Annotated in this window: 22 protein-coding genes; 19 read left to right on the top strand and 3 right to left on the bottom strand. The window is 71.3% G+C overall.

Annotation, left to right across the window (positions count from 1 at the left end; all coding sequences use genetic code 11):
* Positions 1-88: 88 nt before the first annotated feature.
* Positions 89-976, bottom strand: coding sequence for a succinate--CoA ligase subunit alpha (gene sucD / locus ACIPKM_RS14940; protein ID WP_071294764.1), 888 nt, complete (start codon positions 974-976; stop codon positions 89-91).
* A gap of 11 nt (positions 977-987) precedes the next feature.
* Entirely contained in the window at positions 988-2,157 is a 1,170-nt protein-coding gene (gene sucC, locus ACIPKM_RS14935; protein ID WP_070417747.1) for an ADP-forming succinate--CoA ligase subunit beta, read from the bottom strand.
* Between the two features lie 252 nt (positions 2,158-2,409).
* Between sucC and ACIPKM_RS14930 the strand changes: the two genes are divergently transcribed.
* The 4 genes from ACIPKM_RS14930 to ACIPKM_RS14915 all read left to right on the top strand — a co-directional run bounded on the left by ACIPKM_RS14930 (position 2,410) and on the right by ACIPKM_RS14915 (position 5,828).
* Positions 2,410-4,041 carry a RecQ family ATP-dependent DNA helicase gene (locus ACIPKM_RS14930; protein ID WP_402737027.1) on the top strand — a complete coding sequence of 544 codons (1,632 nt, stop codon included), beginning with the start codon at positions 2,410-2,412 and terminating at the stop codon, positions 4,039-4,041.
* Between the two features lie 197 nt (positions 4,042-4,238).
* Positions 4,239-4,532 carry a hypothetical protein gene (locus tag ACIPKM_RS14925; protein WP_070417745.1) on the top strand — a complete coding sequence of 98 codons (294 nt, stop codon included), beginning with the start codon at positions 4,239-4,241 and terminating at the stop codon, positions 4,530-4,532.
* A 40-nt stretch (positions 4,533-4,572) separates the two neighbouring features.
* Positions 4,573-4,980 carry a hypothetical protein gene (locus tag ACIPKM_RS14920; protein WP_402737026.1) on the top strand — a complete coding sequence of 136 codons (408 nt, stop codon included), beginning with the start codon at positions 4,573-4,575 and terminating at the stop codon, positions 4,978-4,980.
* 80 nt (positions 4,981-5,060) lie between these two features.
* Positions 5,061-5,828, top strand: coding sequence for an oxygenase MpaB family protein (locus ACIPKM_RS14915; protein WP_402737081.1), 768 nt, complete (start codon positions 5,061-5,063; stop codon positions 5,826-5,828).
* Here ACIPKM_RS14915 and ACIPKM_RS14910 read toward each other — a convergent pair.
* The gene (locus tag ACIPKM_RS14910; RefSeq protein ID WP_402737025.1) at positions 5,801-6,310 is read right to left on the bottom strand and encodes an FHA domain-containing protein; all 510 of its coding nucleotides are present in this window, start codon (positions 6,308-6,310) and stop codon (positions 5,801-5,803) included. The two genes, ACIPKM_RS14915 and ACIPKM_RS14910, sit on opposite strands and share 28 nt — an antisense overlap.
* A gap of 118 nt (positions 6,311-6,428) precedes the next feature.
* Between ACIPKM_RS14910 and ACIPKM_RS14905 the strand changes: the two genes are divergently transcribed.
* The 15 genes from ACIPKM_RS14905 (at position 6,429) to ACIPKM_RS14835 (ending at position 22,561) form a co-directional block, all read left to right on the top strand.
* Entirely contained in the window at positions 6,429-6,722 is a 294-nt protein-coding gene (locus ACIPKM_RS14905) for a WXG100 family type VII secretion target (RefSeq protein ID WP_070417742.1), read from the top strand.
* A gap of 106 nt (positions 6,723-6,828) precedes the next feature.
* Complete coding sequence (locus ACIPKM_RS14900) at positions 6,829-7,122, top strand: hypothetical protein (RefSeq protein WP_070417741.1); 294 nt, start codon at positions 6,829-6,831, stop codon at positions 7,120-7,122.
* Positions 7,122-8,405: a WXG100 family type VII secretion target gene (locus tag ACIPKM_RS14895; RefSeq protein ID WP_402737024.1), complete on the top strand. Its 1,284-nt coding sequence runs from the start codon at positions 7,122-7,124 to the stop codon at positions 8,403-8,405. Before ACIPKM_RS14900 ends, ACIPKM_RS14895 begins: the two co-directional genes overlap by 1 nt.
* Positions 8,406-8,422: 17 nt before the next feature.
* Positions 8,423-9,034: a hypothetical protein gene (locus tag ACIPKM_RS14890; protein ID WP_261646608.1), complete on the top strand. Its 612-nt coding sequence runs from the start codon at positions 8,423-8,425 to the stop codon at positions 9,032-9,034.
* Positions 9,031-9,504, top strand: coding sequence for a hypothetical protein (locus ACIPKM_RS14885; RefSeq protein WP_261646609.1), 474 nt, complete (start codon positions 9,031-9,033; stop codon positions 9,502-9,504). The genes ACIPKM_RS14890 and ACIPKM_RS14885 overlap by 4 nt, the downstream gene beginning before the upstream one ends.
* A complete protein-coding gene (locus ACIPKM_RS14880; RefSeq protein ID WP_402737023.1) occupies positions 9,497-10,978 on the top strand; it encodes a hypothetical protein in 1,482 nt (493 codons plus the stop codon). Before ACIPKM_RS14885 ends, ACIPKM_RS14880 begins: the two co-directional genes overlap by 8 nt.
* Positions 10,975-11,550 (top strand): hypothetical protein, encoded by a 576-nt coding sequence (locus tag ACIPKM_RS14875; RefSeq protein WP_092385215.1) that lies wholly within the window; start codon positions 10,975-10,977, stop codon positions 11,548-11,550. The genes ACIPKM_RS14880 and ACIPKM_RS14875 overlap by 4 nt, the downstream gene beginning before the upstream one ends.
* On the top strand, positions 11,547-13,019 hold the full coding sequence (locus ACIPKM_RS14870; protein WP_402737022.1) for a hypothetical protein: 1,473 nt from the start codon (positions 11,547-11,549) through the stop codon (positions 13,017-13,019). Before ACIPKM_RS14875 ends, ACIPKM_RS14870 begins: the two co-directional genes overlap by 4 nt.
* On the top strand, positions 13,016-13,606 hold the full coding sequence (locus ACIPKM_RS14865) for a hypothetical protein (protein WP_092385219.1): 591 nt from the start codon (positions 13,016-13,018) through the stop codon (positions 13,604-13,606). The genes ACIPKM_RS14870 and ACIPKM_RS14865 overlap by 4 nt, the downstream gene beginning before the upstream one ends.
* Complete coding sequence (locus tag ACIPKM_RS14860) at positions 13,603-14,157, top strand: hypothetical protein (RefSeq protein WP_402737021.1); 555 nt, start codon at positions 13,603-13,605, stop codon at positions 14,155-14,157. The genes ACIPKM_RS14865 and ACIPKM_RS14860 overlap by 4 nt, the downstream gene beginning before the upstream one ends.
* A gap of 208 nt (positions 14,158-14,365) precedes the next feature.
* A complete protein-coding gene (locus ACIPKM_RS14855; RefSeq protein WP_071302125.1) occupies positions 14,366-18,736 on the top strand; it encodes an FtsK/SpoIIIE domain-containing protein in 4,371 nt (1,456 codons plus the stop codon).
* 50 nt (positions 18,737-18,786) lie between these two features.
* Positions 18,787-19,617 (top strand): phosphoribosyltransferase family protein, encoded by an 831-nt coding sequence (locus tag ACIPKM_RS14850; protein WP_071302126.1) that lies wholly within the window; start codon positions 18,787-18,789, stop codon positions 19,615-19,617.
* Positions 19,614-21,206: a nicotinate phosphoribosyltransferase gene (locus tag ACIPKM_RS14845; protein ID WP_402737020.1), complete on the top strand. Its 1,593-nt coding sequence runs from the start codon at positions 19,614-19,616 to the stop codon at positions 21,204-21,206. The genes ACIPKM_RS14850 and ACIPKM_RS14845 overlap by 4 nt, the downstream gene beginning before the upstream one ends.
* Positions 21,203-21,904, top strand: coding sequence for an NUDIX domain-containing protein (locus tag ACIPKM_RS14840; protein WP_402737019.1), 702 nt, complete (start codon positions 21,203-21,205; stop codon positions 21,902-21,904). The genes ACIPKM_RS14845 and ACIPKM_RS14840 overlap by 4 nt, the downstream gene beginning before the upstream one ends.
* An 18-nt stretch (positions 21,905-21,922) precedes the next feature.
* Positions 21,923-22,561, top strand: coding sequence for a pyridoxal 5'-phosphate synthase (locus ACIPKM_RS14835; protein WP_071294778.1), 639 nt, complete (start codon positions 21,923-21,925; stop codon positions 22,559-22,561).
* Positions 22,562-22,692 lie beyond the last annotated feature (131 nt).

Genomic DNA, 22,692 nt, shown 5'->3' with positions numbered 1-22,692 from the left:
TGTGGAGAACGTCCGGCACCGGAGCGGACGGGAGGCGCGGTGCCAGCCGGCACCGCGCCTCCCGTCCGTCCGTCCGGACCTGCGAGCGCTACTTGCTCGCGACCACCTCGCGCAGCAGCGCCGCGGTCTCCGACGGCGTCTTGCCGACCTTGACGCCAGCGGCCTCGAGCGCCTGCTTCTTCGCCTCGGCCGTCCCGGCGGAGCCGGACACGATCGCGCCGGCGTGGCCCATCGTCTTGCCCTCGGGCGCGGTGAAGCCCGCGACGTAGCCGACGACCGGCTTGGTGACGTGCGCCTTGATGTAGTCGGCCGCACGCTCCTCGGCGTCGCCGCCGATCTCGCCGATCATGACGATCGCCTCGGTCTCGGGGTCGGCCTCGAACGCGGCGAGCGCGTCGATGTGCGTGGTACCGATGACCGGGTCGCCGCCGATGCCGATGGCGGTCGAGAAGCCCAGGTCACGCAGCTCGTACATCATCTGGTAGGTCAGCGTGCCCGACTTCGAGACGAGCCCGATCGGGCCCTTGCCGGTGATCGTCGCCGGGGTGATGCCGACGAGCGACTCCCCGGGGGTGATGATGCCGGGGCAGTTCGGGCCGATGATGCGGGTCTTGCCACCGAGGGCCTTGGCGTGCGCCCAGAACTCCGCGGAGTCCTGCACGGGGATGCCCTCGGTGATGACGACCACGAGCGGGATCTCGGCGTCGATGGCCTCCGTCACGGCGTCCTTCGCGAACGCCGGCGGCACGAAGACGATGGAGACGTCGGCACCGGTGGTGTCGATGGCCTCGCGCACCGAGCCGAACACCGGCAGCTCGACGTCGCCGTGGGTCACGGTGGTGCCGGCCTTGCGGGCGTTGACGCCACCGACGACCTGCGTGCCGGCCTTGAGCATGAGCGCGGTGTGCTTGGTGCCCTCGCCGCCGGTGATGCCCTGGACGATGACCTTGGAGTCCTTGTTGAGGAAGATCGACATGGTCAGTCCCTTCAGGCCGCTGCGGCGGCGAGTTCGGCGGCCTGCTCGGCCGCGTCGTCCATGGTCGCGGCGACGGTGACGAGCGGGTGCGCTGCCTCCGCCAGGATCCGACGACCCTCTTCCACGTTGTTGCCGTCGAGGCGCACGACGAGCGGCTTGGTGGCCGCGTCGCCGAGGATGCCCAGCGCGGCGACGATGCCGTTCGCGACGGCGTCGCAGGCGGTGATGCCGCCGAAGACGTTCACGAAGACGCTCTTCACCTGGGGGTCGCCGAGGATGACGTCGAGGCCGTTGGCCATGACCTCGGCCGAGGCGCCGCCGCCGATGTCGAGGAAGTTGGCGGGCTTCACGCCGCCGTGGCGCTCACCGGCGTAGGCGACGACGTCGAGCGTCGACATGACGAGCCCCGCACCGTTGCCGATCACGCCGACCTGGCCGTCGAGCTTGACGTAGTTGAGACCGTGCGCCTTCGCCTTGGCCTCGAGCGGGTCCTCGCTCGCGGTGTCCTCGAGCGCCTTGTGGCCCTCGTGCCGGAAGTCGGCGTTCTCGTCGAGCGAGACCTTGCCGTCGAGCGCGAGGATCTGGCCGTCGCCCGTGCGGACGAGCGGGTTCACCTCGACGAGGGTCGCGTCCTCACCCTTGTAGACGTCGTAGAGCTTGACGAAGACGTCGGCGACCTGGTCCACGAGCTCCGCCGGGAACCCGGCCTGCTCGGCGATCGCACGACCGGCTGCGGCGTCGATGCCCGTCAGGGGGTCCACCTCGACGCGGGCGAGGGCCTCGGGCTTCTCGACGGCGAGCTGCTCGATCTCCATGCCGCCCTCGACGCTCGTGAGCGAGAGGTACGAGCGGTTCGCCCGGTCGAGCAGCACCGAGAAGTAGAACTCCTCGGCGATGTCCGCGCCCTGGGCGATCATGACCCGCTTGACCGTGTGGCCCTTGATGTCGAGGCCGAGGATCGCCTGGGCGTGCTCGTAGGCCTCGTCCGGGGTCTTGGCGACCTTGACGCCGCCGGCCTTGCCGCGACCGCCGACCTTCACCTGCGCCTTGACGACGACGACTCCGCCGATCTTCTCGGCCGCCGCCCTCGCCTCGTCCGGGGTGTCGGCGATGATCCCCTGCAACACGGGGACGCCGTAGGACTCGAAGAGGTCCCTGGCCTGGTACTCGAAAAGATCCACGCTGTTCTTCTTCCCGCACGTTCCGTGCGATCGGCATCGGTTACCCGGTCGCCACACTCACCATCGAGGGTCGCTCGATGTCGAGACAACGGCCGGCAGCCAGCCTAGCGCCGGCAGGTGGACGCGCGGTGCGCGCCCGTCACGTCGCGCGCGCACCCGTCGGTCGGGAGGCGCGGATCACCTCCGCCCCGCCCGATCCGCTGGGCGCACCCGTCGAACGGTCCCCCAGCGTCCGCCCGGCAGTGTGGAACGGTGAACGACGCCCTCCGTGCCCGCGCCGCCGACGTGTTCGGCTGGCACCTCCGACCCGACCAGGAATCCGTCATCGACGCCGTGCTCGACGGACGCGACGCACTCGCCGTGATGCCGACCGGATCGGGGAAGTCCGCGATCTACCAGGTCGCCGGCATCGAGCTGGACGGCGTCGTCGTCGTGGTCTCACCCCTCGTCGCGCTGCAGGAGGACCAGGTCGTCGGACTCGAGCACCACGAGGGCGCTCCCCGCGCCGTCGCGATGAACGCCACGAGGAAGGCCCGCGCCGTCGCCGAGGCCTGGGACGCCGTCGCCGCCGGTGCGGTCGGCTACGTGTTCCTGGCGCCCGAACAGCTCGCGAAGGACGACGTGCTCGAGCGACTCCGCGACGCCGGCGTCGTGCTGCTCGCCGTCGACGAGGCCCACTGCATCTCGTCCTGGGGCCACGACTTCCGGCCGGACTACCTGGCGCTCGGCGAGGTCGCGGAGCGTCTCGGCCGTCCGCCCGTGCTCGCACTGACCGCGACCGGCTCCGCTCCGGTGCGGGACGACATCGTCGAACGGCTCGGCATGCGCGACCCGTTCGTGCTCGCGTCGGGATTCGACCGGCCCGGCATCCGGCTCAAGGTCGTCCGGCACGCCGAGGACGCCGAGAAGCGCGCGGCCGTGGTCGAGCAGGTGGCCGAGCTCGACGGCGCCACCGTGGTCTACGTCGCCACCCGTGCCGCGACCACGGAGTACGCGGACGCGCTCGCCGCCCGGGGTCGTCGGGCCCGGCCGTACCACGCCGGCATGCCGATCCGGGAGCGGGAGGCCGTGCACACCGGGTTCCTGGACGGCGACGTCGACGTCGTGGTGGCGACCAGCGCGTTCGGCATGGGCATCGACAAGCCGGACGTCCGGTACGTCGTGCACGCCGACGTGCCCGAGTCGATCGACGCCTACTACCAGGAGATCGGGCGTGCCGGACGGGACGCCGAACCCGCCGGCGCCACCCTGCACTACCGCGCCGAGGACTTCGGCCTGCGCACGTTCTTCGCGTCCGGGGCACCGCGGCCCGCCTCGGTCCGCGCCGTGTTCGACGCCGTCCCGGCCACCGGCTCGTCGCCCCGTTCGGCGGTCGAGGAGGCCTCGGGCCTCTCCGGCCGGACCGCGGGTCGCGCGCTCAACGCCCTGCTCGACGCCCGGGCCCTGCGCGAGGACGTGGACGGGATCGCCCGGGTGCCGGACGGTCCACGGGACGCCGGCCGTGCGGCCCGTGCCGCCGCGGACCGCGCCGCCGAGCGGGAGCGGGTCGAGGAGTCCCGGATCGCGATGATGCGCCAGCTCGCCGAGACGACCGGCTGCCGGAGGCAGTTCCTGCTCGGCTACTTCGGGGACGAGCTGCCGGAACCGTGCGGGAACTGCGACACCTGTTCGTCGGGGACGGCCTACGAGGCCGCCGCACACGTCGCCGACGGCGCCAACGACACGGCCTGGCCGCCGGACGCCCGGGTCGAGCACGCCGAGTGGGGCACCGGTGTCGTGATGAGCACGGAGGAGGACCGCATCATGGTGTTCTTCGAGTCCGCCGGCTACCGCACGCTCGCGCTGGCCGACATCGAGCGGCACGACCTGCTCGAACGGCTCTGACCCGCCGGGATCGCCCGGGCGGGGAAGGCGCGGTCGCTCGACCACCCGTCGGCGACCGCGCTCCACTCCCCCGAGCACCCGCGATGCTGCCCTGGCGGCGTGACCGGCAGGTGTCCTCCGGGTGAACACGACACGAAACCGGACGCCCGTCGAGGCCTGACGGGTAGGCAGGAAGCCCGCAACGGAAAGGAACCACCATGAGCGATCCCGGCATCAGCCCCGTCGACGACTTCGAGGCCCAGCAGCGTCGCGACGACGACGTCGACCGCGAGCACGTCGGCCCGTACGAGGTGGACGAGTCCGAGGAGTCCCTCGAGACCGTCACGAACGACGCCGTCGCCGGCGAGACCGTCGAGCCGCAGCCCGGTGACGGTACCGACGACGGGCCGACCGGTGGCTCGCCGCGCGAGGGTTCCCCCGACCTGTGGGAGCACGACGACGACGAGGACCGTCCCGACCTCGGCAACGACCTCGGTACGAAGCCCCTCTGACCGACGGCCCCCACGGAGCACGGCCCAGTACGATCGGGCCGTGCTCCGTCGCGTCCAGGACAGTGTCCGCAGCATGCCCGCCGTGGCTCGGCTGCTGGCCCTCGCATCGCTCCTGCTCGTCGCGGCCGCAGCACACACGGGAGTCCGGTCCGGTGTGACCGACTGCGGTCCGGGCACGTACGGACCACCGTGCGGCACGAACGTGCTCTGGGTGCCGCTGGTCGTCGGCGGGGTGCTGCTCGCGGTGGTCGCCGGATCGCCGAGCCACCTCTGGCCGCTCCCGGCGATCTGGCTGGTCGCCGTCCTGGTCGCCGCCGCCACGGGGCAGGTCGGGAGCGCGGCGTTCCTCGTCGCCGCCCTGGTGGGCGGGACGCTCGCGCTCGCCGCCGCCATCGTGATCGACGTGCTCCCCCGCCTCCGCGCCGGACGGCGCGGGCCACGACCGTGAGCGGTCGCCGGACGGGAGGAACGGGGCCGGGCCCGCGCCGTCCCTCCAGTCCGTCCTCGGGCGGGGTCCCGGAACGCGACCTGCGTCGGTTCCTCGCCGACAGCACGCCCGTGGCCGCCGGAGGCCGGGCCATCCTGCTCCAGATCGCCGACCCCGTGGTCGCCGCGGGGGTCCGGCGGCACTCGGACTTCGCTCGACGGCCGCAGCAACGGCTCGCCCACACCCTCACGTTCGTGTACGCGGTGGTGGTCGGCACCGACGCCGACGCTGCCGTCGCGGCCGGTTTCGTGGACCGCGCCCACCGCCCGGTCGCCGGAGCCGACGACGTGGGCCGGCAGCTCTGGGTGGCCGCGACCCTGTACGACTCCGCGATGCGCGCCCACGAGCTGTTCGGCACGCCAGCGGGACCCGCGCTCGCCGGACGCGTGCTCGACGCCTACGCCCCGATCGGCACCGCGCTGCGCGTGCCGGCGGACCGTTGGCCGGCGACGGTGCCGGACTTCGACCGGTACTGGACCCGCACGCTCGCCGGGCTCCGCGTCACCGACGACGCCCGCGGCGTCGTGCGCGACCTGCTGCACCCCCGGTTCGCGCCGCTGTGGGTTCGGGCCGCGATGCCGCTCGTGCGGGTCGTCACCGTCGGGATGCTCCCGGACGCCCTCCGGTCGCAGTACGGCTTCGCGTGGGGGCCGCGCGAACAGCGGCGCTTCCGGCGGACCGTGCGCCGGGTACGGGTCGCACGGGCGATCCTGCCCGGGTGGCTGCTGCGGCTGCCGGGGCCGCTGCTCCTGCGGGCGATGCGGCGGTACGCGGGCGGGGGTCAGCCGGCGAGGACCCGGACCGCGTAGTCGCCGACCATCACCACGTCACCGGGTCGGGCCACGACCTGCGCGCCACCGACGCTCGGCTCCTGCGCCCCGGACGCCCGGACCACCACCGTGCCGTTCGCGGAGCCGAGGTCCTCGACCACGAGTCCACCGTCGCCCGTCGGCCGGATCGCCGCGTGCTCGCGCGACACCGAACGACCCGGGTCGTCGAGCAGCACCGCACGCCGTCCGGGCACCGTCTGGACCTTGCGCCCCAGGACCACCGGCTGGTCGAGCGGCACAACGTTGCCCGGTGCGACCTCGAGCACGAGCCGCGGCACCACGCCGATCGTGGGGAGCGGCTGGTCGGTGTGCACCACGGCGTCCTGCTCACGGTCGGACACCGGTGCGCTCGGCAGCACCCACGCCCGCGACAGGTGACCGGCCTGTCGATCGCGCTCGACCTCGGCGTGGGTGACGACCGGACGCTCCGGTGTCCCCTCGTCCTTACGACGTCGTGCCACGGTGTACCCCTCGTTCTGGTTCTTGTCCCCACCTGGTGCGAGATGCAACGGAATCAAGTATCGTCGAACCGCCGGGGGGCTCCCGGTACATCAAATACCGCATCGGGAGGGTATGCACATGGCAAACGTCAACGTCACCTACGACGATCTCCGCAACCAGGCTTCGCAGCTGCGCAACGGCCAGAAGTCCATCGAGGACCAGCTGAGCCAGCTCAAGAGCCAGATCGACAACCTCGTGTCGTCGGGCTACGTCACCGACAAGTCGTCCAAGGCGTTCGACGCGACGTACTCGGAGTTCAACTCCGGCGCGACGCAGACGATCCAGGCGATCGACGGTATGGCCGGGTTCCTCGAGAGCGCGGCGAACACGCTCGAGTCGACGGACGAGCAGCTCGCCTCGAGCATCGGCTAGTCAGGACCAGCACGACGGTGGCCGGCGCCTGGGGGTGCCGGCCACCGCTCTCGCCGCAGGGGCGGCGTCGAACGACCAGCAGCAGTAGGAATCCACCGGGGGAACCGTGGCCGGCACCATCAAGCTCGATCTCGACCTGATCGGGAATCTCGCATCCGACCTCTCGAGACTGCACGGCGACTTCCAACACGTCGCCTCTGCCGCATCCGACTACAAGACCGGCATCGGCTCGATGACGGTCGGCAGTGCGATCGACGACTTCGCCGGCAACTGGGACATCCGGCGCGGGCGCCTCCAGGAGTCGATCAAGGCCGTGGCCGAGATGGCCGAGAGCGCGCACGACGGCTTCACCCAGACCGAGGTCGAGCTCGCGAACAAGATCCTCGGGAAGGACAGCTGATGGCACGGCCCAGCGACTGGAGCGCCGTCGACATGCAGCTCGACCCGGTGCCCGGCGACCCGGCCGAGATCCGGCAGTCCGCCTCCGGTGCCCGTTCGATCGAGCAGGCCATCACCGAGCAGGTCAACCGCCTCAACAGCCTGAAGGACGGCGAGGGCTGGGAGAGCGAGTCGGGGACGAAGTTCCGCGACTCCGCCGGAGACCTCGCCGGCGCCATCGAGAAGGCCAAGGGCCGCTACACCGAGCTCGCCGCCGCGCTCGACCAGTGGGCGGACGGGCTCGAGGGGCTCCAGCGCGAGGCCGACGCAGCCCTGCTGCAGGCGCAGGACGCGCGGGACGCGCACCGCGCTGCGGCGAACCAGACCATCACGGCCGAGGCCGACAGTCCGGAACACCAGGACCAGGTCGACGCGCAGGACCGGGCGCTGAGTTCGGCGCAGGGTGACATCGACGCGGCGAAGGCGATCATCCACCGGCTCGCCGGTCCCTTCGGCGAAGAGGGCGAGTACGGGGAGCTGGCCGGTCGGGTCGCCGATCGCATCCGACAGGGCGCGGACGACGGGCTGAAGGACGGCTGGTTCGACCACGTGAAGCAGGCCATCCACGGGGCGCGCGGCGTGCTCAACGTCATCAAGGATGCGCTCGACGCCGTCGGCGCCGTCCTTCTGGTCGTCACCGTGGTCGCGGCCATCTTCTTCCCCGTGGCGCTCCCGGTGATCGCCGCCATCGGGCTCGCTGTGGCCGGCGCGAAGCTGCTGATCACGGCAACGCAGGCGGTGGCGGGTGACGCGAGCGCGGGGGACGTCGGCAAGGACGCCCTCGGCTTCGCACTGGCCGGGGTCGGGTTCGGTGCCGCCAAGTACGCCGGCTCCGCGATGGGGCTGCTGCGGGGCGCAGTGGGAGAGACACGTGCAGCATCGGCTGCCGCTGCGGCGCGAAACGCGAACGCCGGAGTGGGCGGCGAGCTGAGTGCGTTCCTCCGGGGTGGCGATGCCGGCATCCGGGAGGCAGAAGCGGTCGGACGGAAGCCCCTCACGGCGTTGCTCGACACGTACGTGACCGGCGGTCTGATGGAGACCGCTCAGGTCCTCAAGCTTGCGCCGGATTCCGCCCTCGCACGCGAGGCAGCGACGCGCGCAGCGCTGGCCAACGGTGTCGTCGCCGGCTCCGGACTTCCCGGTCTCCCGGATCTGCCGGAACCCGTGGTGAACGTCGTCTCCGCCGCCACGGACTGGAACGGGTACTGGAAGTCGAAGAGCGAGATCCACGTCGGTTCCCTGTGACACAGTACCGAGTCCTCTTGCCCGACGGGTGGTACCGGTACCCGGTCGACGGCGATCCGAAGCGCGCTTCGCGAGCGTTCGCCGATCGTCACCTGGTCCTCCGGGGTGGGGACGACCCGACGGCTGTGGAGGCACGGCGCCGCGCGCGCGACGACATCCGCTCCGCCTTCGGCACGATGGCGAACGCGGGGACGACGGACCTGTACTTCTTCGACGGCCAGTTCGGCGGAGTGCCGATGAACATGTTGTTCACGGTCGGTGTGGTCTACCTCGGACCGACGATCGCCGATCTCGAACTCCCTGCGGTCGCTCCGGTGCTCGGTGCATCGACGACGCTCACGGAGTTGCCCGTGGGGGAAGCACTCCGGGCGCGGTCCGAAGGAGAGATCGACGGAGGAGGATCGCTGCCGTCGTCGCTCCCCGGTGACATCGCCGCGGCGTTCCTCGCTGTATCGGGATCAGGCGGGCCAGCGAGGACGACTCGCGTGGACTACCTCCTGCCGGTGCCGCAGGAGCACGGCTCCTTCGCGCTGATCTCGTTCCAGTGCGCGGGCGATCCGTTCGTGGACGAGCGCGTTGCACACTTCGACATCCTGATGACCGGCTTCGCCTGGGACGGCGGGCGATGAAGTTCACCTGGCCACCGACCGACACGCTCCGTCCACTCGACCTCGAAGCGCATCGTCGTGATCCCTCGAGTGCGCCGACGATCATCAGACTCCTCAACGAAACGGATGCAGCAGCAGCCTGGACGGTCCTCGAGGACTCGCGCGAGGTCGGCTGGGTCGCCGTCCGCACGGCCCCGCTCGACGGCCGTCCCGCCGGGGTCGCCCGGGCTGGCCTCCGTGCGTCTGATCCGATCGGGCCGATCGAGGAATCGATGCTCCCCACGAGCAGCGGCGACACGCTGCGACTGGTCCAACGCCTCGCGCTGGAACGGCCGGACGGCGCAGCCTTCGTCGTGGTCCAAGCATCGTGGTCCTGGGTCGTGGGTGACGAGCTCGTCGTCCTCTCATCGAGCAGCGCCGAACCCGCGCTCGCCGAGCTGTTGATCGCACGCATCGACGCCCTCGCTGCGAAGATCGTCATCGATGCTTGAAACCCTTGCCCGCCCTGCCGCGTCGAGCGACCGGGCGGCCGCTGCGACCAGTGCCATGCGGCTCGTCATCGACGAGCGAGATCGGCTCGTCGTCCTCGACCAGGGCGGTGAACGAACGACGACGGACACCGTCGCCCGCGCCTGGTTCCTGAACGGCGACGTCCTCCCGAGGCACCTCGCGCCCACAGCCAGCAACGGCGCCGTGCTGATCGAGGACGTGAGCGGCAGCCTCTACCTCGTTCCGATCGACGATTGGTGGATGGCTCCCGTCTCCATCGTGCCGAAGGAACTCGCACTCCGCTCGAGCGGTCTCTCCGCGTTGCTCGATCGTTTCGGCACCGATGATCCACCGCCCGGCCACTTCGCCTCGGCCCACGTCCTGACACCCACGGATGAGCGGCGACGCCGCAGGATTCAGAAGATCCTGGTCGTCGTCATCCTGCTCGGACTCGGCGCATTCCTGACGGATGCATTCGGCCCGATCGTGCTGGCGATGACCCGCACCCCCGACGCCCCGGCCTTCGGATGGATCTCGGCCGGTGCAGCCGCCGCCAACGCATTGGTGGTGCTGGTCGTCGCCGCAGGGCGCAGGCGTCGGCCCAGGAGCGCCGACGCGCCGGCACTCCGGCCCGTGGCCGGCCCCTCCTGGTTCCGCAACGCGGCGTCGATCAGCGCGGACGACCAGGGTCTCGTCCTCGTCGACGGGCAGGGCATCGCGCAACGGTTGGCAACACCGGATCGGCATCTCGGGCCGGATGCCGTGGTGCGCGCGGCGTTCGTCCACGACGAGGACCCTCGAGTGCTGCTCATCGACGGAACGGACACCGTCCGCGCGCAGTTGCCGCTGCGTCTGTGGGCGCCGTCGCCGGACGAGGCACTCGTCCTCCGAGAGTTCCTGCAGCGTCTCGGTGTCCTTACCGTCGCATCCGACGATCTGCGCAACCAGCCCGCGCTCGCGCTTGACGAGATGCGCAGCAGCCGCGTCGGCCCGTCGTCGCTGATGCTGCCGAACGTCCTGGGCGCCGTACCCGCGTACCCGTTCCTCGCATCGTCGGCCTTCACGACGGTCGTGCTCGCCGGGGCTCGGTCGGCGGGCCCCGGGGACACCGCGACGATCGTCACGGCGCTGTTCGCCGCCATCGCGGTCGCAACGGTCGCCGCGGTCTTCGTCGTCGAATCGAGTTCGCGCCTCCCCGTCACTCGCATCCGTCCGGAACAGCACGGACGTCCGGACCAGCCAGCGCTCACCCGACGCCACCTCGTCGCTGTGGGCATCCCGCTCATCGGAGCAGCTGTCGCCGTCTGGTACTTCGAGCAGGGCAACATCTTCTCTGCGACCAGCATCCTGCTCCTGGTGCTCGCCGTCCCACTGGTCTCGTGGCTGACGTTCCGTCGCCGTCGCGCAGAGCGGGGAAAGGCACCGGTCGGGCTCGGACGGTGGATCGTGATCGGAGCCCCGAGAGGAGACGAATGACTCGCCTGCTGTGGAACTACAACCGCGCGTGGACGCTGCTCGACGACGAGGGTGAGGTCGACGAGGTCACCGACGCAGCGGTGGAGCATGCGCTTGCGCAGGCGAAGCAGCGGCCGAAGCGTCGAGAACGCACGGTGCTCCGAACGGTCGTGCGTGACATCGCCGCCTTCCAGACCGCGGCGAAGGCGGAGACCTGCTTCGTGCTCTCGACCACGGCGCCGACGGTCCGAGCGATCGCGTACACGGTCGTGCACACCGTCGCCGGTGTCGACCGCGCGGACACCTTCATCGACGACGCTCGTGCACCGCGGGCGTCCGGCATCGGCGACGCCAGTGTCGGGACACTCGACCTGCCCGTCGGCCGTGCAACGCTCGTGGAGATGCGGGAACGCAGCACCGGCGGCCGGGGGCGGCCGGTGATGCAGGTCGTTCGTGCGATCATCCCCATCGTCGACGGCTTGAACGAGCTCACGGTGGTCGTGTCCTTCTTCGTCCCGGACGAGAACGACAGCGCCCTCGCTCGGCCCATGCTCGATGAGCTCCTCCGCGACCTGCGCATCGACTGGGGGTGAGCGTCATCGACGGGGCGGAGACGGTCGCCCACGCGGCCGTGCTGAGCGACCGACGCGCCGCGCGGGGTCAGCTGGAGTCACTCGCTGTCGTGGACGACCGCTTGTACGGCGTGCGGTCGACGGGCCACCTCGCGCTCACCGGGCGGATCGTGGCCGCTTGGGCCCTCGACTGGTCGGACGTCCCGCGCTCGATCGTCGCGAGTCCCGGCAACGGAGCCGTCGCGATCCGCGACGAGCACGGACGCGAGTTCATCGTGCCGATCGACGACTGGTGGATCATGGCGTCGAGCCCGACGCTCTTGTCCACCGCACTCGATTCGAGCGGTCTCGCGTTGCTGATCCAGCGGTACGGAGCATCGGCAACGCTCAACGGAACCCCACGTCCCACGGTCATCCTTCCTCGGCCACCGGCGTTCTTCACCCGTGCCGAGCTCCTCGTGCGCGTGGCGGTCCTCGGGGGTGGTGCGCTCATCCCGCTCTCCGTCGCCTCCGCCCTCGTCGTGGCAGCGACGGCGCATCGCCTGCTCTGGGAGTTGTGGAGCCTCCCACAGATCGCGGCATCGATCGCTGTCGTCGTCGCTGCCTTCTCGGTGATCATCGGCAGGCGACGGATCACGAGGGAACCGACTGACGCGATCCGACCACACGGACCAGCTTGTTTCACGAGTATGGCATCGCTGTCGGTCAACGGTGGTCAGCAGCTGGAGCTCACGGACGGCCAGGGCATGTGGCGCCGTCTGGAGACTCCCGGTTCGACGCTGTCCCCGATGGCGGTCAGCCGTGTGGTGTTCACCGACCACGCTCGTCGCACTGCTCTGCTGGTCGACGGCTCCGGTACCGTTCGCGCAGAACTGGATGCAGCGACCTGGTACCCGGACGGACCCGACCAGCTGACGGCGTTCTTCAACGCATCCGGCATCCTGACGGCGCATCAACCGGACGTGCGGTCTTCTCCGGCGCAGCGCCTCGACACCCGATCCAGCCTGGACATCGCGAAGGGATCACTGTCGTCCTGCAACGAGCCCGGGGTCGCACGGGTGACGCCGGTCCTCGTCGCAACCATGTTGCCGGTCCTGGGTTCTGCGACGTCGTTCGCCGCGGGACTGCCCTGGGCCGGTGCACTGTGCCTCGCGCTCGCTGCGACGAACGTCTGCCTCACCTGCTGGCTGGGCTGGACGGAGACGTCTGTGCGCGTCGGCGACCCGACGAGAGTCACGGTCGACAAGCCCAACCGGATGAGCGGACGGTCCGCAGCGCTGACGATCGTCGTGCTGGCTTCGCTGCTGACCCTGCTCTGGACCGTTCCGGCCCAGCGCTGGGACCTCGTCGTCGCAGCCGTCTTGCTCGCGATGGCCCTCCCCGGTCTCGCTTGGGTGGTGTACCGGCGTCGAGCACTGATCAACGGGAGCGGCCCACTGGCGCTCCACCGGTGGTGGCTCAGCGGCGCATCACGAGGAGAGGAATCATGAAGAACCTGCACTTCCGGCCGATCGACGCCTGGACGTTCATCGAGCCCGGGGCGCCGGATGAAGTCGGGACGGCCGCTGCCACTCGCGCGGTGAGCTTCGCGGAGACGGCCGTGTCGTCGAGGGACCGTGCCCGCCTCGTGCGCGAGTTCAGCGACCTTGCTCGGTACCGCGACACGTTCGAGGCGCCGGACTTCGCCGTCCTCACCACGAACAGACCGTCAGTGCACGTCATCGCGCACACCGCGGTGCACTACCTCGTCGGAGACGGAGCGGCCGACTTCGTGATCGACGACTCCTGGGCGGAGCGCCGCGATGGATCGCTCACTGCTGACCCCGAGATCACGACGACACGCACCGCGCTGGGTACCGCCACACGGATCCTGCTCAGACACACTTCGGAACCGAGCAGGTTCCTCCGGAGACGATCCGTCAAGACCTCGGTCCGATGGGTGCAGCCGTTCTCCGACGAATCGCTCTCCCGCACGGCCGTGCTCACATCGGTGATCGCGCACGAGAGCAACGTCGATCTAGCGCTGCCGCACGTGGACCGGCTCGCGCTCAGCCTCGAACTCCGGGAGACGTCATGAGCGGCGCCGCGGACCCGACGCCCGTCGGCCTCCCCGACCTCGAGGGCCTCGCCGGCGCGGACTGGTTGGTCGTCCCGCTGCCGGAGGATGTCCGGGGCAAGCCGAAGCGCTGGGCGAACTCGACTACCTACCGGCTCTTCCCCTGGTACGTGCGACCGTTCAAGACCGTGGAGGTCATCTTGACCGCTGGGTCGCTCGAGCAGCACTGCAGGATGAGCGCGCCCGACCTCCGGTTCGCGTTCTTCCGCCCGCAAATCACATCCCCGACGGACACGACGACCGTCTCCGTCACCGCGACCGGGGACAGACCGGGCGGTACCGGCATCCCACCCTTCGAGGGCCTCCGCGCCGGCGCCCAGACGGTGTGGGAGCAGACAGGGGAGACGTGGCCGTTCGTCGATCCGACGGGAGCCGTGGTCGCGCGCTGCTGGCGTTTCCGATCCGGCACCCTGACCATCACGGTCACCGGTCTCGGCGATCACGCTGCGGCCTTCGCTGCCGCTGAGGCGTCCCTGGAGGCGTTCGTCCGACGCATCCACAACGCGAGGTGAGCGCTGGGGCTGGACGCGTCGCAGGTGAGCCGACCCGTTACCCCACACCGCGCCTCCAGTCCGACCGCCCATCCACAAGCCGGACGCAACCCGGCCTGCACGGCGCAGGAACCTGCGAGAATCGACGCATGAGCGGCAGCACGACGCTGCGGGGGGCCTCGACCGGGTGCTCCGCGACGACCAGGACCCACGACGTGGCAGGTGCCACGTGCGCCTGACGTTCACCGCGACCCACCTGCCGACCGACGCCACGGCGGACTTCGTGGTCGAGTGCGACGAGGACACCGTCCTCGGCGAGGTCGTCGAGATCGTCGCCCGTCGCTTCGGCCTGAGCGCCGAGTCCATCGTCGAGGTCGCGGTCGACGCCGTCCCGACGACCCCGCACGCCCGGCTCGGTGACGGTGTCCTGCTCGAGGGGTCCCGCCTGACCTTCGGCGCCCCCGCGCCGGTCCTCCCGCTGCCGGCCGACCTGCCGAGCGTCCGCATCGTGGGCGGGCCCGGAGCCGGCACGGTCGTGGTGCTGGACGCGGGCATCGCACACGTCGGTTCCGCTCCGGACGCCACGGTGCACCTGCCGGACCGCACCGCCCCGGAGTACGCGGCGATCCTGCGCCTCGACCTCAACCGGCGGTTCTCGATCATCCCGACGCGCGGCTCGCGCGTCCTCCTCGACGGCACGGAGCTCGACGAGGAGACGCCCGTCGAGCCCGGCAGCGTCGTCACGATCGGCGACACGCTGCTGTCGGTCGCGGTCCCCGACGCCGACCGGGCGGCGATCACGCTGACACCAGGTGGCGGGACGCTCGACTACACCCGGCCGCCGCGCCTGCTGCCGGAGGAGACCCCGACGGTCTTCAAGCTGCCGGCCGCGCCGGGGCAGCAGTCGCGCCGCTCCATCCCGATCATCGCGGCACTCGCGCCGCTCGGCATGGCGGCCGTGATGATCTCGATCTTCCACAACGTCGCGTACCTGGCCTTCGGCCTCATGTCGCCGATCATCATGTTCGGCAACGCCTGGTGGGACCGCCGCAACGGCAAGAAGACGCACCGGCAGCGGGTGGCCGAGTACGAGGAGACGAAGAAGGCGGTCGAGGCGGACGCCCTGGAGGCAGTGGTCCGGTATCAGCGCGAGTCACGCACCAGCGCGCCCGATCCGGCGACGGTGCTCGACATCGCCCTGCGCCGTCGCGCCCGGCTGTGGGAACGTCGGCGGACCGACCCCGACTACCTCACGCTGCGCGTCGGCACGGCGGACGTGCCGTCGGGCGTCGTGCTCGAGGACCCGGCAGCGCTGGAGCACCGGCGGGCGGTCGACAAGCTGGCCGAGGACGTGCCGGTCGTGGTCGACCTCGGCGAGCACGGCGTGGTCGGTGTCGCCGGACGCGACGAGCACACCAGGCACCTCACGTCGTGGCTCGTGGCGCAGCTCGCGGTGCTGCAGAGCCCGCGGGACACCCAGTTCGTGGTGCTCACCGACGCGCAGTCCGCCGACGAGTGGGCGTGGCTGCGATGGGTGCCGCAGGCGCGACCGGGGTTCGGGCAGGACGCCGTCATCGCGATCGGCAACGACGCCGAGACGCTGGGCGCGCGGGTCGCCGAGATCGGGCAGCTCATCGACGCACGGCAGCGGGCGATGCGCGAGTCGAACGTGCGGGGGATCCCCGGTCCCGACGTGGTCGTGGTGCTCGACGGCGCTCGACGGCTGCGCGCACTGCCGGGCCTGATCCGCATCCTCAAGGAGGGCCCTGCGGTCGGCGTCCGGGCGATCTGCATCGAGGAAGAGGCACGCCTGCTGCCCGAGGAGTGCTCGGTCGTCGTCACGGTGGGTCCGGAGCGCATCCGTGTCGCCGCCCAGCGTCAGGCGACGGTCACCGACGTCCGACCGGACCGCATCCCGGACGGCTGGTTCGAGACCGTCGCCCGGGCGGTGGCGCCGATGGTCGACGCCGACGACGAGAGCGATGCCGGTGGGCTGCCGTCGTCGTCGCGACTGCTCGACGTGATGCTGCTGGAACCGCCGACGGCGCGGGCGATCACGGGCAAGTGGAACGTGCGTGCGCGCACCACCGAGGTGGTCGTCGGCGAGAGCCTCGACGGCCCGTTCGCGTTCGACCTCCGCAAGGACGGCCCGCACGGCCTGGTCGCCGGCACGACCGGGTCGGGCAAGTCCGAACTCCTGCAGACGATCGTCGCGTCCCTGGCGGCGACGAACACCCCGGAGGGCATGAACTTCGTCCTCATCGACTACAAGGGCGGCGCGGCGTTCCGCGACTTCGCGCCGCTGCCGCACACGGTCGGCATGGTGACGGACCTCGACACGCACCTGGTGGAACGCGCCCTCGAGTCGCTCGGCGCCGAGCTCCGTCGCCGCGAGCACCTGCTGGCCGACGCCGCCGCGAAGGACATCGAGGACTACGTCGACCGCCTCGTCCGCGGTGAGCCGCTGCCGCCGATGCCGCGCCTGCTCATCGTGATCGACGAGTTCGCGAGTCTCGTGCGCGAGCTCCCGGACTTCGTCACGGGCCTGGTCAACATCGCACAGCGGGGACGGTCGCTCGGCATCCACCTCATCCTCGCCACGCAGCGTCCGACGGGTGTGGTGTCGAACGACATCCGCGCCAACACGAACCTCCGGATCGCGCTCCGCGTCACGGACTCGAGCGAGAGCACCGACGTCATCGACGCCGGTGACGCGGCGCAGATCCAGAAGAGCACGCCCGGCCGCGGGTACATCCGGCTCGGGGCCGGCGCGCTGCTGCCGTTCCAGGCCGGTCGGGTGGGCGGCCGGCGTCCGGGGCTGTCGACCGGACGCAAGCAGGTCTGGGCCGGAGCCGTCTCGTGGTCGTCGCTCGGCACCACGCCACCGGCACCACCGAAGTCGAAGGAGCTGCAGGCAGAAGAACGCACCGACCTGCAGGAGCTGGTCGGTGCGGTGGCCGAGGCGGCGACCGAGCTCGGTGGACCGGCCCCCTACCGTCCGTGGCTCGACGCCCTGCCGGAGACGCTCCTCTTCACCGACCTGAACGACCGGGCGTGGGAACTCGACGACAGCAGCACGACCGATGCCCGGGTCGGCCCGCTGCCCTTCGCGCTGCAGGACTTCCCGGCCGAGCAGGCGCAGCGGGTCCGGAGCCTCGACCTCGACTCGGACGGACACCTCTACGTGGTGGGTGCTCCGCGGAGCGGTCGGTCGCAGGTGCTCCGCACGATCGCCGCCGCGGTCGCCCGGAACACCTCGGCAGCCGACGTCCACGTGTACGCGCTCGACTGCGGCAACGGTGCGCTGCTGCCGATCCAGGCCCTCCCGCACGCCGGCGCCGTCGTGCAGCGCGTGCAGACCGAACGCGCGCAGCGTCTCCTCACGAAGCTCACCCAGGAGCTCGCCCGCCGGCAGCAGGTCCTCGCCGACGGCGGGTTCGCGAGCATCGTCGAGCAGCGCGCGGCGGCGGTCGTGCCCGCCGACCGGCTCCCCCACATCGTGTTCATGCTCGACCGGTGGGAGGGCTTCGTGGGCTCGCTCGGCGAACTCGACCACGGTGCACCGACCGACCAGGTGATGACCCTCCTGCGCGAAGGGGCGAGCGTCGGCATCCACCTGGTGGTCACCGGGGACCGTCAGCTCCTGTCGAGCCGGATGGCGACCCTGGTCGAGGACAAGCTCGTCCTCCGGCTCTCCGACCGCGGTGACTACGGCCTCGCATCGCTCAACCCCCGCAAGCTGCCCGAGCAGGTCCCGGACGGACGGGCGTTCGCGTCGGAGTCCGCCACCGAGACGCAGATCGCCCTGCTCGCCGCCGCCGGCACCGGCCAGTCGCAGGCCGCGGCGATCACCGCGCTCGCGACCTTCGCGACCGAACGCGACCGCTCCGTCGAGCGGGCGCGTCGGCCGTTCCGCGTCGACCAGCTGTCCGGGCCGGTGCCGTTCGACCGGGCGTGGGAGATGCGCGACGACGACGCCGCCCTGTTCGGCCTCGTCGGCATCGGCGGGGACGACCTCACCGCCATCGGGCCGGACCTCGCGGCCGCGGGCTCGTTCGTCGTGGGCGGTCCGGCGAAGTCCGGTCGGAGCTCCGTCCTGCTTTCGATCGCACGGTCGGTGCTGCGCGAGGGGGGCGAGATCGTGCTCGTCACCCCGAGGCAGTCGCCCCTGCGCGCCCTCGCGTCCGAGCCCGGCGTCCTCGGCGCACACGAGGGCGTCGACGTCACCGAGGCCGACCTCGCGCCGCTGTTCGACGGGCAGCCCGGCCGCCGGGTCCTCGTCATCGACGATGCCGAGCTCGTCAAGGACGCACCCGCGAAGAGCTGGCTGCAGGGCTTCGTGAAGAGCGCGGCGGACAACGGGCAGGCCATCGTCGCGGCGGGGTTGACGGCCGAGTTCGGCGTCGGGTTCACGGGCTGGCAGGTGGACATGAAGCGACGTCGGTCGGGGGCGCTCCTCAGCCCGCAGGCGATCACCGAGGGCGACCTGCTCGGCATGCGCCTGCCGCGCAGCAGCATCGTCGAACGGGTGCAGGTCGGCTCCGCGCTGGTGCACCTCGGCGACGGCGAACTGGTGTCGGTGCAGGTTCCGGTTCCCTGATCGTACGCCGGTTCTTGTCACACTGACAAATACCGTGGTACGGTCGGGTCATGGCAGTCGAACTCAGCACCCGGACCACCCGGGGCACCCAGGCGACACCGACGTTCTCCACCATGCGGTTCCCCGCCGGTGAAGCACACGTCAAGGTCGCACACGACGCCGACGCGGGGGACCTCATCGAGATCGCGACCCTGCGCGGCACGAACGGCGACGACCTCCTCATGCTCGGCATGTGGGCGGACGCCGTCCGGCAGCGCGGATCCCGGTCCGTCGCCCTCGTCCCGTACCTGCCCGGCGCCCGGCAGGACCGCGGCCTCCCCTTCGGCGCGAAGGTCTACGCGGACGTCATCAACGGCTTCGGGATCGACCAGGTGATCGCGTTCGACCCGCACTCGCCGGTGATCGTCGACCTGGTGGAGCGCCTGACCGTGGTCACGAGCGAGACCGTCGTCCGCGACCAGGTCGTCGCCGGCTCGGACTACAGCGGGATCATCGCCCCCGACAAGGGCGCGGTCGCGCGGGCCTCCGCCGTCGCCGACGCCTGCGGGCGGCCGGTGTTCCGCGCCGAGAAGCACCGCAACCCGGACACCGGCAAGCTCGACGGCTTCACGTGCGAGCCGCTGCCGGACACCGGTCGCCTGCTCGTCGTCGACGACATCTGCGACGGCGGCGGCACGTTCATGGGCCTCGCGACCGCGACGGGGCTGACGAAGGACCGCCTCGGCCTCTGGGTCTCGCACGGCGTCTTCTCCGGCCGGGCCCCGCAGCTCGCCGAGCACTTCGGGGAGATCGTCACGACGGACTCCTACCCCGCGCAGAACGCCATCGAGGGCCTGCGCACGATCGAACTCACCCCCTACCTGACGGAGCAGATCCGATGACGCAGACCGACACCACCACGACCGGCACCGACGGCACCACCGGCATCGCGCCCCGCTTCACCGGCCCGAGCCCGATCGCCCCGCTCCTCGCCGTCGACGGCTACAAGCACTCGCACCGGCAGGTCTACCCGGCCGGCACCACCCGGATCCTCATCAACTGGACGAACCGTTCGAACGCGCACATGCCCGAGTCGACGCACGCCGTGGTGTTCGGCCTGCAGGCGTTCATCCAGCGCTCGCTCGTCGAGGCGTGGGCGCCGTTCTTCGCCGCGGACGAGGACGAGGTCGCCGGCCTGTTCGAGCAGGCACTGCAGGGGTACTTCGGCCCGAACCACATCGGCACCGACCACGTCCGGGCACTCCACCGCCTCGGGTACCTCCCGCTCGAGATCCGCGCGCTCCCCGAGGGCACCCTCGCCCCGATCGGCGTCGCGACCCTCACCGTCGAGAACACCGTCGACGAGTTCTTCTGGCTGCCGAACTACATCGAGACGGCACTGTCGGCCTCGATCTGGCACCCGTCGACCGTCGCGACGAAGGCACTCGAGTACCGCGACCTCATGGAGGACTGGGCCGCCCGCACCGGCGCCGACCCGGCCAGCATCGACTTCGCCGCGCACGACTTCTCCTTCCGGGGACAGTCGAGCATCGAGTCGGCCGCGGCCGGTGGCGCCGGGCACCTCCTCTCGTTCCTCGGCACCGACTCGATGCCGTCGCTCGACTTCATCGACCGCTACTACCCGGGTGACAACGGCTGGGTGGCCGCGAGCGTCCCGGCCACCGAGCACAGCGTGATGTGCGTGCGCGGCGCCGAGGGCGAGCTGGCGACCTTCGAGCAGATCCTCGACGTGTACCCGACGGGCATCGTGTCGGCCGTGAGCGACGGGTTCGACCTCTTCAAGGTGATCACCGAGACGCTGCCGCAGCTCAAGGACCGGATCACGGGTCGCGACGGCAAGCTCGTCATCCGCCCGGACTCGGGCGACCCGGTGGACATCGTCACCGGCACCGTGCACGGGGTCGACACCGCGGCACTGACCGACCCGGCCCGCAGCCACGAGGAGAAGGGTGTCGTGGAGCTCCTCGACGAGATCTTCGGGCACACCGTGAACGACCAGGGCTTCAAGGTCCTCGACCAGCACATCGGCGTGATCTACGGCGACAGCATCACCCTCGACCGTGCCCGCCGCATCTACGAGCGACTCGCCGCCAAGGGCTACGCGAGCGACAACATCGTGCTCGGCATCGGCTCGTACACGTACCAGTACATGACCCGCGACAACCTCGGCAGCGCGGTCAAGGCCACCTGGGCGCTGGTGGACGGCGAGCCCGTCGACATCCAGAAGGACCCGAAGACGGGCAGCGGCAAGAAGAGCGCGAAGGGACGGATCGCCCTGCACCGCGACGAAACCGGCGAGATCCGCCAGACCGACCAGGCCACCGCCGAGGACGAGGCGACGAGCCTGCTCCAGCCCGTGTGGGTCGACGGCCGGTTCCGGGTCCTGCAGTCGTTCGCGGACGTGCGGGAGACCCTCCGCCGCGAACGCACCGAGCGCGCCGACCGCGCGGCCCGTCGGGCGACGGCGTGACCGACGCCACCTCGGCGGCCCGCGACCAGCCGCTCATCGCGATCGACGTCGTCCCGATGTCGTTCACGACGAGCGACGGGTTGCGGGTCGCCACCGCGCGTCGGCAGTACGCACCGTACGCGGGCCAGGAGGCGCTCCCCGGCGTGCTCCTGGAGGGTGCGGAACTCCTCGCCGACGGTGCACGACGCGCACTGCGCACCAAGACCGGGATCGACGCGGCGGCGGTCCGGCACCTCGCGCAGGTCGGCGCGTTCGACGGACCCGACCGCGACCCGCGGAGCGCCGCGATCAGCGTCGCCTTCCTGGCCGTCGTGGCACCGGCGGTGACGACCCCGACGCCGGCCGCGGCGGCCGCTGTGGTGGCCCCGCCCTCGGCCGCCGGACCCGCGGTCTGGCGCGTGCCCGGGGAAGACGACCCGCGCCTCCCGTTCGACCACGACGCGATCATCCGAGCCGCCCTCGACCACGTCCGCACCCGGATCTGGCGCGACCTGCCGCTCACGCGCGCGTTGCTCGGCGAGGTGTTCACCACCTCCGACGCCTCCGCGCTGCAGACCGCACTGACGGGCGTGCAGCCGGACCCGGGCAACACGAACCGGGCGCTGCGGACCAACCCGGCGCTCGTCCGGGCCGACGCACCGGCCACGGCCGCGGTCCGTGGCGGCCGTCCCCCGGCAACCTGGACGTGGGCGGGCTGATCGCGGTTGGGTGGGGGCATGCCCTCCGCTCCGCTGTCCGGTGACACCTCGTTCGCGTTCCCGGAGTACACCGACCCGCCAGCATCACCGTTCGACGTCGCCCGCACCTGGATCGACGAGGCGCGGGACGGCGACGTGTCCGAGCCGATGTCGATGACGCTCGCCACCGCGGGGTCCGACGGCCGGGTCTCGGCGCGGACCGTGGACGTGAAGCGGCTCGACGACCGGGGGCTCGTGTTCGGGACCTCGACGCTCAGCCCGACGGGCCGGCAGCTCGACGACAACCCGTTCGCCGCGCTCCAGGTGTACTGGCGGGAGACCATGCAGCAGCTGCGGTTCGAGGGCCGGGCCGTGCAGCTCTCCGACGCCGAGTCCGACGCGCTGTTCGCCGACCGGTCGCCGAAGTCCCGCGCCGCCACCGCGATCGCCGACCAGTCCTCGGTGCTCGAGCCCCGGACGTTGCAGGACCTCATCGACGACGCGAACGCGCTGCTCGACGAGTCCGAGGACGACGTGCCCCGCCCGGAGGGCTGGGTGGCGTGGCGACTCGAGCCGGACCGCGTCGAGTTCTGGCACGGCAGCCGCGACCGGATGCACCGGCGGTTGCAGTACGTGCTCGCCGACGGCGCGTGGTCGGCGGCGCGGCTGCAGCCGTAGCGCGCCGCGGGCGGCGGCCGGCCGCTGGCCTGCCGGCCGCACAACCAAAGTGCGCTCGAACCACGCAATCCCGTGGCTCGAGCGCACTTTGGTTGTGCGAACGCGAACCGACCCAGCCGCCGCGCGCGCGG

Source organism: Curtobacterium sp. NPDC086286, assembly GCF_044746255.1.
GTDB lineage: Bacteria > Actinomycetota > Actinomycetes > Actinomycetales > Microbacteriaceae > Curtobacterium.
The sequence above is the reverse complement of the archived record's forward strand: the minus strand, read 5'-3'. Positions and strand labels throughout refer to the sequence as shown.

Coding starts and splice junctions, on each gene's coding strand:
- ACIPKM_RS14835 (WP_071294778.1), top strand. CDS start 21,923: ATGCCCTCCGCTCCGCTGTCCGGTGACACCTCGTTCGCGTTCCCGGAG.
- ACIPKM_RS14860 (WP_402737021.1), top strand. CDS start 13,603: ATGAGCGGCGCCGCGGACCCGACGCCCGTCGGCCTCCCCGACCTCGAG.
- ACIPKM_RS14925 (WP_070417745.1), top strand. CDS start 4,239: ATGAGCGATCCCGGCATCAGCCCCGTCGACGACTTCGAGGCCCAGCAG.
- ACIPKM_RS14895 (WP_402737024.1), top strand. CDS start 7,122: ATGGCACGGCCCAGCGACTGGAGCGCCGTCGACATGCAGCTCGACCCG.
- ACIPKM_RS14905 (WP_070417742.1), top strand. CDS start 6,429: ATGGCAAACGTCAACGTCACCTACGACGATCTCCGCAACCAGGCTTCG.
- ACIPKM_RS14865 (WP_092385219.1), top strand. CDS start 13,016: ATGAAGAACCTGCACTTCCGGCCGATCGACGCCTGGACGTTCATCGAG.
- ACIPKM_RS14850 (WP_071302126.1), top strand. CDS start 18,787: ATGGCAGTCGAACTCAGCACCCGGACCACCCGGGGCACCCAGGCGACA.
- ACIPKM_RS14845 (WP_402737020.1), top strand. CDS start 19,614: ATGACGCAGACCGACACCACCACGACCGGCACCGACGGCACCACCGGC.
- ACIPKM_RS14875 (WP_092385215.1), top strand. CDS start 10,975: ATGACTCGCCTGCTGTGGAACTACAACCGCGCGTGGACGCTGCTCGAC.
- ACIPKM_RS14885 (WP_261646609.1), top strand. CDS start 9,031: ATGAAGTTCACCTGGCCACCGACCGACACGCTCCGTCCACTCGACCTC.
- sucD (WP_071294764.1), bottom strand. CDS start 976: ATGTCGATCTTCCTCAACAAGGACTCCAAGGTCATCGTCCAGGGCATC.
- ACIPKM_RS14880 (WP_402737023.1), top strand. CDS start 9,497: ATGCTTGAAACCCTTGCCCGCCCTGCCGCGTCGAGCGACCGGGCGGCC.